The organism is Arthrobacter sp. (assembly GCF_030540645.1).
GTDB lineage: Bacteria > Actinomycetota > Actinomycetes > Actinomycetales > Micrococcaceae > Specibacter.
Window position 1 is genome coordinate 87,097 of record NZ_JAUNVV010000002.1, and the last position, 9,098, is coordinate 96,194.

The following is a 9,098-nucleotide window of genomic DNA, read 5'->3' on the forward strand; positions in this document are numbered from 1 at the left end:
ACACCTTTCGCGGTGACTTTCCTGCCATCACCAATCCAGTCCAGGAGAGCCAGCGCGTTCTTCCACAGCGGCGCATCCGCCATGGTGGAGGTGACGAGTTCCGCCGTCAGCTCAGGAACGAACACATCGGGTGAATCCATTTCGGCGGGGTCCGGTTGGTCAGTCTCCGGCCCTTCGCCCACCATGCCGACATCGGGCAGCACGACGTCAAGGTTCAAGTCTGTGCCCGGTTCCATGCCCGGCCACGCAGGTTGTGTGAGGATGTCCCGCAAAACCGGCAGATCATCTGCACTACCGGTCCAAAGTGATGCCTGGACCAGGTAGTCGACGTAGTCTCGGATGCCGCTGCGTATGGCAAAGGTGGCCTGCGGGTTGGCAGCGGCGGAAGCCTGCACCACTTCGCCCACAGCGTCCGGCACCAGCGCCCTGGCATCCGTCTGCGGCTCGAGCATGCGGTACAGGTCGAAGAAGTCGTCAAGGATCATCAAGGTGATGTCCACGGAGGATTCGCTCCGGCCGCAGGATTCCAGCCACAACGCAAACCCAGGTGCCAGGGCCTCCATGGACCGCTCCAGCCGAACATCGGCCAATGAGACGGCATCGATGCGTGCGGTGGCATCTGCGGCAGCCTTGGCTGGATTGCCGAAACGGGACTTCTTGATGCTCTTGGGCTTCTTGGCCACAGGGTTCCTTGCAGTCAGTGGGGGAGGACCCCTTAACCGTAGCCGCCCAGGAAGGGGCGAGCCGCCGTCGTCCGTTTAAAAAAGTTAGCTGCTGAACTCCGTCAAGACGATCTTGCCGCTTCCGTGGCCGGACATGCTCGCCTCGAAGGCGCCGGCAGCCTCTTCCATGGGGAAGCTTTTGGCTACATCGACGCTGAGCAGGCCGTCCTCTACGAGCACGCTCAGCCGCTCGAGTTCGGCGACGTCGGGACGGACCCAAATGTAGCGGCCGCCGTGGCTTTGGACGCTCCAGTCGGCGATCGATGCCTGCTGGCCGCCGTCCTTCAAAACAGCCAAAGTGTCTTCGAGGACGCCGCCGGCAAAATCAGCCACGGCATCCACGCCGTCCGGCGCCAAAGCACGTACCCGCTCCACCAAACCGGTTCCGTATTCAACCGGCTCGGCGCCGAGCTCACGCAGCCGGGCATGGTTTTTGGGTGAGGCGGTGGCGATGACACGCGCGCCGGCAAGAGCTGCCAGCTGAATGGCCGTGCGGCCCACACTTCCCGAGCCGTTGTGGATCAGCAGAACCTGTCCGGCTCGCAGATCCAACGCTTCCAAGGTGCGCTGGGCCGTCAGTCCCGTCAACGGGAGGGCGGCCGCCTGCTCCCAAGAGAGAATCGCAGGCTTGTACGCGACAATGCTGGCTGGCAGCGCCACGAGTTCCGCAAAAGTGCCGCCCTGGATGGTGTCGCGACGACCATACGAGTAAACCTCGTCACCGACTTCGAATTCGGGGGTGTCAAAGCCCACGGCCTCCACCACTCCGGCCACGTCCCAGCCCGGTGTGACTGGGAAATTGACGTCCATGAGCCCGTCGAGTCCACCGGACATGATTTTCCAATCGACGGGGTTGACCGCTGCCGCCTTGACGCGGATGAGCACGGCTCCGGGCGACACCTTCGGTATGGGCCGTTGCGTTTTTTCCAGCACCTCGGTGCCGCCGTACCGGGCGTAGGTCATGGCCTTCATTGTTGAACTCATGCTATTTGTTCCTTTCATCTAGCTGCCCGCTCCGCCCATTGCCTGTGCAGGCTGGTATCGAGTACGGCTTCCACCCAGCGGCCCATGCCCGCATATGCCTGCGCCCGGATGCCGCCCGGGGAGAGGAATACGTCATGAAAGGCACCGGGAATCCTCTGCAGGGTGACCAGGCGCCCCAAGTCAACGGCACGGTGGGCCACCGCATCCACGTTCAGCACCACGTCAGCGGCCAGCGCGGAGGAGGACCACTTGGGCTGCAAATAGCTCTTGTCCGAGAGCATGACCAGCACCGGCACCTGTAGGTCCAGTCCGCGTGCCACCTGCGCCTGCCCCTGGAACACGGCGTTGAGGAACGACGGCGTGACCGGAAACCCGCGGTCCGGGCGCCATTCGGACTCGTAGTCCCACTCGCCGTCGAACTTTTTGGAAACGGCGCGGGTGTAAAAGCCGGGATCGATTCCGGGCAGTGGTGCAAGGGGCCTGAACCAGGTCCGGGCCTGGATGAGCGGCGCCACCATGGCCCGGCCCACCTCACTGGCCTGAAACTCCAGCCACGGACTATTAAGCACGACGGCGGCCGCCGCGCCCGGGTGCCGGGCAGCCCACAGGCTCAGCGTCAACCCGCCGGTAGAGTGCCCCAGCAAAATCAGCGGCCGTTCGCGCGGGACATCCCGGTGGTCGGGGCGTTCCCTACCGGTCAGCGCATCAAAAGCGGCACCGAGGCGGTGTCGGGCCTCTTCCAAAAAGGCCAACTCAAAGGAATGCTGCTCCGCTTCACCGGTTGCCGCCGGAAGCACCATGACTTCTTCGGGGGCCACGGAACGTCCCATGGCGGTCAGCGCGGCGGAGATGTCGGCGTCGTAATCGGTGAGGGAGGTGACTTGTCCGGGCGCCATGCCAGGACGCAGGCTCCTGCCATAGTTGTGCAGGTCCAGGGCATAGAAATTCGCTCCGGAGCGGTGCCAAAATTCAGCGAGCTCGTGCTGAAAAAAGTAGTCCGACCATCCATGGACGTACAAAATATCCGCTCCGGTAATGGGGGATTCGGGCCACTGTGGCGCGTTACCTGCATAGCGCACGAGGGTCGCTGGCGAACCGGAGGGCAGGTCGAGGGTGAGCTGTTCAAAGTCCGGTCCGAGGACGTCCTGCTGCCATGCCGTCATAGTTTGATGCTACTGCCCCCTCCTGTGTGATTGCCCCAACAAACCGTGTGCCGCGTGCTGCGGGTATGCCTATGCTGGAAGAGCCCACACGTGCGGCCCGATTTCCGGACAGAACGTTGTCGGGAATGACTATTGGTGCGCAGAGAAAAAGGGTGAGGACATGGGCTCCTGGCAGCATGAATTTCATAACTGGGTCCCGGCATGGGCCGCTTTGCACGATCTGGCCCCTGAAGCGGACGGTGATGTGATCACCATGGGTGCCAAGCGCGTGATGGCATGGCCAGGAGATGACGCAGCCGCCCAGGCAGCACAACTTGGCTCCGAGGCAGAACTTGTTCTTGTCACCGAGGACCCCGCCGGCGCCACGCAGTTTGCCACATCCCAGGGGCTGAATGAAACGAGCCGCGCGGTGTTGCTGCGGGCTGAGACTGAAAGCCTTGACCTGGTGCCGCACCTTCCCTCGGACGCCAACCTGGCTGATGCACCCTTGGAAAATTATGACCTGGTCGAAGTGTCACTTTTTGACCGGCCGGTGGCCAGCGGACGGCTGCGCCTGGCGGAGGACCTGGCCGTCCTTTCGGAACTGAAAGTAGACGACGGGCATGAGGGCCTGCGCCAAACCCTTGAGCTGGCCATGGTGGCGGAACTCGGCGAAGAGGCCTTCACCCATGGCGCGGATGCGCTGTACTTGATCGCCGGAGCGGAACAGGCGGAGCGCTTTGCCGCCGTCGAAGGCTGGGGCAAAGTGGCAGCAATCCTCAGCTTCGGCAAATAGCGCCGAGCGGGCCGGCAGCAGAAGCGCGGAACGGTAGTTCGTGGCAGAATGGGGGATGGCCCGGGTGCAGACGGGCCCAGTGATAATACAGCCGGCCACCGGTGCCTCCCAGCGAGGCGGTGGCATGAGCGAACCACTTAGCTAAAGAAATTTGAGACTTTATTATGTCCCCGCTGCAAAGCAACGCTTCGGCAACCCCGTTTAAAACCAGAGCCGCCCCCTCCTTCGCCTCCGTCGGCAGCCCCTATTTTGGGATTCTGCTCGCGTGCATGGCCGTCATTGTGATCCTCTCCAACATCGGAGCCTCCAAAGGGGTCCAGCTGGGCCCGTTCGTGACCGACGGGGGGTTTTTCCTGTTCCCCTTCGCCTACATCCTGGGTGATGTTATCAGCGAAATCTACGGCTTCAAGGTCACACGGAAGGCCATTTTCGCCACGTTCGCGCTCTCCATTTTCGCTTCCCTGGCCTACTGGGTGATCATTGCGCTGCCCGGATTCACCGACGACTTTGGCGTGGCCAAGCAGCAGGCGCTGGAACTTGCGCTGGGACCGGTACCGCAGATTGTGCTGGCCAGCCTGCTCGCCTTCCTGGCCGGGCAGACCACCAACTCCTGGATCATGGTCAGGCTCAAGGCCCGCCAGGGCGAGAAGAAACTGTGGGCCCGGCTCATGGGCTCCAGCGGCGTTGGCGAATTCATCGACACACTGATCTTCTGCGCCGTGGCGGCCCCGGTGATCGGGATCGTGGGCTTTGGCATGTTCGCCAACTACGTGCTGGTCGGCTTCCTGTACAAAGTCGCCGTTCAGTATGCCCTGATCCCTGTCACGACCTTGGTCATCGGCTGGTTCAAGAGCCACGAACCGACGTACGGGGCGTAGCCTGCGCTTCGGGGCTGCTGGCTGCAGGAAGCCCCGGCGCGGGGATTCCGGCGGCCCGCACAGCCAACGCCATCGGAATGAACACCGCCAGCAGCGCCAGTGCGCCCACCAACGTGGCGGCCGTCCCGCCCATGAAATCCGTGACGGTGAAGATGAGCGCGGCGACAGGAACCCAAACGGGAACCACTTTGGCCATGCGCATGCCCAGCGCAAGGAGCAGCATGCCCACACTCAACCCCGCAATGAACACCACCAGCAGCACGGTGCCTAGCACGTAGCCGTCCTCCGCTTCAAGTAGGGTTTGGGCGGAGGGCACGGGCAGTCCGCTGTGGGCCGCCGAGCCGAAAATACCGAAGAACATCGCAAAATGCCCCACACCCACGGCCAGGCCGAATGACATCAGCAGTGAGCCGAGAACAGTCAGTATGCGTCCCCGCCGCAGGGCTGTGCCACCGGCAGCCAGCAGTCCCGGCAGCCAGAGGATGGATCCGGCAATGGCGAGCGTGGCGGCCAGCAGCCACATTCCGGGACTGTCGGCGACCAAGGCAAACGTGGCCGCAAAACTATCGTCGGCAGGCTGGTTCACCAGCGTCAAAAGATTGCCGGCCACCAGGCTGGCGGCACCCAGCAGTATGCTTGCACAAGCAACGTTGCGGGTAAGCCAGGGAATATTCATGGGAATCACCTCTCGTAAATCAGTGGAACCTTGGAACTTCAGGATCCCCCTTCAGCCCTGCCCGCCGCGTCCCCACCATGGGCTAATTCGGGGCGGAACCGTCCGCCAAATGGGGGACGACAGCGGGCCCTCCCGGACTTAAAATAAGAGACATGGCACGCTCGCCAGCTCTTTGGCTGAACGCCCGGCCGGCAGGATTTCCCGCCCTGGACGTGGCCTTGGCTGCGCTCATGCTCATCGTTGCCGTTGCTTCCGTCGCCACCGGCCAGCCCTATGAGGGGTCGCCTGTCTTCACGCTGCCCACTGCCGTGGTGATGGGGGCGTCGCTGGCATGGCGGCGCAAAGCGCCGCTGGTGACTGCGCTGGCCTGCGCTGGCGCGAACCTTTTCCAGAGCGCAGGGGCGCAATTGCCGGGGTCGCTGTGGTCGCTGGCCGTTTTGGCCGTAGCCATGTATTCGGTGGCCGCCTGGAGCAAGGAGGCCACCGCTGCCATCGGCGGTGGCGTGCTCCTAGGTGCCCTTTTGGCCAGCGAGTGGCTGGGGCAGGGCCCCGACTACCTGTTCCTTGTGCTGGTGTTTGGCGGGATCTGGCTGTTGGGCCGCGCCGCCCGCATCTGGCGTGCCAGGCTGCTGGAGCAGCAGCTGCACGAAAGGGATGCCGCTCGGCTGGCCGTCGCACAGGAACGGCTGCGCATTGCCCGCGAACTTCACGACGTCCTGGGCCACAGCATGGGCGTGATCGCCGTGCAGGCAGATGCCGCAGGTGCCGCCTTGGACAGCAGCCCGGAGCTGGCCCGCGAACCCCTGCGGGCCATCAATGCAACGGCTCGCGGCTCCCTGGCCGAGATCCGCGCCATGCTGGAACTTCTCCGCGGCGACGACGACCCCATCTCTGGTGCTCCCGGTCTGGCCCAGCTCGGTACGCTGCTGGACGGCAGCGCCGTTGCTGGCCTGCCTGTCACCTTGAACATGGCCGGGACCCTGCCGACCGTGGCACCCGCGGCCGGTCTCGCCATCTACCGCGTGGTGCAGGAATCACTGACGAACGTCATCAAGCACGCAGGCCCGGTGCCTACCAGCGTGTCGGTGCAGCCGGTTGCCGGGTGCGTGCAGGTGGAAGTAGTCAACGGCCCCGGCGCAGGAACCCAGGCAGGGACCGGTTTCGGGTTGCAGGGCCTGCGGGAGCGTGTGCTGCTGATCGGTGGCAGCTTCGAGGCAGGGACAGCGGACGACGGCGGCTGGCGGGTTCTCGCCGTCATCCCCGCCTGGGGCGCGGCGCCGGCAAGCCAGCTGGGGCACGAAGGGGAGGCGGAGATATTGCAGCCGGGGGGAGGTGCGGAATGATTTCCATTGTGATCGTGGATGACCAGCAACTGATCCGCGACGGGTTCAAGCTGATGCTCAATCTGGAGCCCGATCTTCACGTTGTGGGTGAGGCGGCCGACGGGAAGGCGGGACTGGAGCTGACGGCGCGGCTGCATCCCGACGTCGTCCTCTTGGATATTCGCATGCCCGTCATGGACGGGTTGGAGACCACTCGACGGTTGACGGCTGCGCACACCACGGCCGGCATCTTGGTGCTGACCACCTTTGACCTGGATGAATACGTGTATCAGGCGCTGCGCGACGGGGCCCGCGGCTTTCTGCTCAAGGACGCCCCGCGCGAGCAGCTTGTCCACGCTGTCAGGGTGGTTGCGGGTGGGGAGTCGCTGCTGGCCCCAGCCATCACCCGCCGCCTGATCGAGCGCTTTGTGCAGCACCCGCCTCAGGACTTGGACGCGCCCGGTGCCGGGCTGGCCGGTGCCGGGCACCCGGCTGTCCAACTGCTGACGGGGCGGGAGAAAACCGTGCTGCGCCTGCTCGCCAGGGGGTTCTCGAACGCCGAAGTCGCCGCCGAACTAGTGGTGGGTGAAGCCACCGTGAAGACGCACGTGGCCCGGATTCTGGGCAAGCTCGGCGTCCGGGACCGGGTGCAGGCCGTCATTGCCGCCTATGAGTGCGGTTTTGTGGAGCCCCCGGCGCGGAACGCTACCGCTTCGGGTAGTACCGGCGCAGCGTCTCGGCCTTGAACTCGAAGAACGTGCCGTCCTCGATGGCGAGGCGGGCGTCGTCGACCATTTTCACCACGAAGCGCTCATTGTGGATGGATACCAGCGTGGAAGAGACCATCTCCTTGGCCTTGAACAGGTGGTGGATGTAGGCGCGCGTGTAGTTCTGGCAGGTGTAGCAGTCGCACTCCTCTGACAGGGGCGTGAAGTCGCGCTTGTACTTGGCGCCGGAGAGGTTGAAGCGGCCGTCCGGGGTGTAGAACGCCGAGGTGCGGGCAACCCGGGTGGGGGAGACGCAGTCAAAGGTGTCCGCCCCGTTTTCAATGGCCGTGAAGATGTCGTCCGGTTCGGAGATACCCAGCAGGTGCCGTGGCTTGTCCTCCGGCAGTTCCTCCGAGCACCAGCGCACAATCGTGCCGAGGTTTTCCTTCTCCAGCGCACCGCCAATGCCGAAGCCGTCAAAGTTCATCCCACCGAGGTCATGGGAGGCCTTGCGGCGCAGGTCCTCATACTGGGCGCCCTGAATCACGCCAAACAACGCCTGGTACGGCTTGCCCACGCGCTCCTCGGTCAGCCTGAAGTGCTCCTCGATGCAGCGCAGCGCCCACAGCCGGGTCCGTTCCAGTGACATCTCCTGGTAGCCGCGCGAGTTCAGCAGCGTTGTCAGCTCGTCAAAGGCAAACATGATGTCAGCACCGATCTGGTGCTGGACCTGCATGGAAACTTCCGGGGAGAAGCGGTGCATGTCACCGTTCAGGTGCGATTTAAACCAGACGCCATCGTCGTCAATGTGGGCCAGCCGTTCCTTGCCCACAGCCACTGAATCGTCGGCTCCGGCGTGCGGGGAGGCTGCCACGGCGTCCATGTTGATGACCTTCTTAAAGCCGGAGCCCAGGGACATGACCTGAAATCCCCCACTGTCGGTGAAGGTGGGCCCCTGCCAGTTCATGAACTTGCCCAGCCCTCCGGCGGCGTCAAGAATGTCCGCGCCGGGCTGCAGGTACAGGTGGTAGGCGTTCGCCAGTAGCGCCTGCGCACCCAGCTCGCTCATGGATTCCGGCAACACCGACTTCACGGTGGCCTTGGTGCCCACGGCAATGAACGCCGGGGTCTTGATGGTACCGTGCGGGGTGGTGATGACGCCTGTGCGGCCCTGGAAGGCCCCGCCGTTTTGCTCAATGGCGTCGGCACTGGGGGAGCACGTCTCGTTCAGGCGGGTGGTGACTTCAAAGCCAAACTCACTTTGCAACGCTGACTGCCCGGCGGTGGTGCCGGGAGCCTGGCCGGGCGCCTGAGCAGGTGCTGTGGCGGGCGCGGACGCGAGAAGGTCAGTGAACGATTCGGGGGAAGGCATGCATCCATTTTGCCAGTGTTTCACGCGGCCCCGGTTCACGGACGGCTTGGGCAGGGCTATTCGTCCGGGTAGTGCGTTTCCATGAAGGCATCCCATTGGGCGCCGATGGATTCGAAGGCGGCGGCCCCCAAACCATAGGTGGAGGCGATGATTTGCGCTCCCGGGTGTTCGCGTACACCTGCCACCGGCGCCTGTTGGGCCAGGACCAGCAGTCCGTCCCCGTGCTCGGCATAGTCCGCCACGGTCAAGCCCAGTTGGGTGTCGCTGCGGTACCAGACCTTGCCTGTCAATGTGGTTCCGGTGGTCAGCGCCAGTTCATACGGCTCGCCGGGATCCGGCAGCCAGCCGGTGTCAATGCCCAACGCGTCCCACAACTTCGTGTGCGCGGAGCTGGTACCGTCCACGAAGATGGTGCGGCGGGGCGCCTTGGGGTGGCGTTCCAGGGCGAACTTGAGCTGCTGCAGGAACGTGGCCCAGCCCTCGGTGATGTCGGCGTCGT

9 protein-coding genes and 1 pseudogene are annotated in these 9,098 nt (G+C 64.2%); 4 read left to right on the forward strand and 6 right to left on the reverse strand.

Annotation, left to right across the window (positions count from 1 at the left end):
* The 3 genes from Q4P21_RS01060 to Q4P21_RS01070 all read right to left on the reverse strand — a co-directional run.
* Positions 1-683: hypothetical protein (locus tag Q4P21_RS01060; RefSeq protein WP_303387017.1), on the reverse strand; the 683-nt coding region annotated here is incomplete at its 3' end.
* Positions 684-767: 84 nt separating this feature from the next.
* Positions 768-1,694: an NADP-dependent oxidoreductase gene (locus tag Q4P21_RS01065; protein WP_303387028.1), complete on the reverse strand. Its 927-nt coding sequence runs from the start codon at positions 1,692-1,694 to the stop codon at positions 768-770.
* Between the two features lie 26 nt (positions 1,695-1,720).
* Positions 1,721-2,869, reverse strand: a complete 1,149-nt coding sequence (locus tag Q4P21_RS01070; RefSeq protein ID WP_303387018.1) for an alpha/beta hydrolase — start codon at positions 2,867-2,869, stop codon at positions 1,721-1,723.
* Positions 2,870-3,029: 160 nt separating this feature from the next.
* On the opposite strand from Q4P21_RS01070, the gene Q4P21_RS01075 reads away from it, so the two are divergent.
* On the forward strand, positions 3,030-3,644 hold the full coding sequence (locus Q4P21_RS01075) for a hypothetical protein (protein ID WP_303387019.1): 615 nt from the start codon (positions 3,030-3,032) through the stop codon (positions 3,642-3,644).
* A 164-nt stretch (positions 3,645-3,808) separates the two neighbouring features.
* Positions 3,809-4,522 (forward strand): queuosine precursor transporter, encoded by a 714-nt coding sequence (locus Q4P21_RS01080; RefSeq protein WP_303387020.1) that lies wholly within the window; start codon positions 3,809-3,811, stop codon positions 4,520-4,522.
* Here Q4P21_RS01080 and Q4P21_RS01085 read toward each other — a convergent pair.
* On the reverse strand, positions 4,491-5,198 hold the full coding sequence (locus Q4P21_RS01085) for a hypothetical protein (RefSeq protein ID WP_303387021.1): 708 nt from the start codon (positions 5,196-5,198) through the stop codon (positions 4,491-4,493). The genes Q4P21_RS01080 and Q4P21_RS01085 overlap by 32 nt on opposite strands.
* 152 nt (positions 5,199-5,350) lie before the next feature.
* Between Q4P21_RS01085 and Q4P21_RS01090 the strand changes: the two genes are divergently transcribed.
* The gene (locus Q4P21_RS01090; protein ID WP_303387022.1) at positions 5,351-6,541 is read left to right on the forward strand and encodes a sensor histidine kinase; all 1,191 of its coding nucleotides are present in this window, start codon (positions 5,351-5,353) and stop codon (positions 6,539-6,541) included.
* A complete protein-coding gene (locus tag Q4P21_RS01095) occupies positions 6,538-7,266 on the forward strand; it encodes a response regulator transcription factor (protein ID WP_303387023.1) in 729 nt (242 codons plus the stop codon). The genes Q4P21_RS01090 and Q4P21_RS01095 overlap by 4 nt, the downstream gene beginning before the upstream one ends.
* Here Q4P21_RS01095 and tgt read toward each other — a convergent pair.
* Together tgt and Q4P21_RS01105 are read right to left on the reverse strand one after the other, a co-directional pair.
* Entirely contained in the window at positions 7,226-8,599 is a 1,374-nt protein-coding gene (gene tgt, locus Q4P21_RS01100) for a tRNA guanosine(34) transglycosylase Tgt (RefSeq protein ID WP_303387024.1), read from the reverse strand. The genes Q4P21_RS01095 and tgt overlap by 41 nt on opposite strands.
* Before the next feature lie 56 nt (positions 8,600-8,655).
* Positions 8,656-9,098: pseudogene (locus Q4P21_RS01105) on the reverse strand (SRPBCC domain-containing protein); the annotation flags it as partial.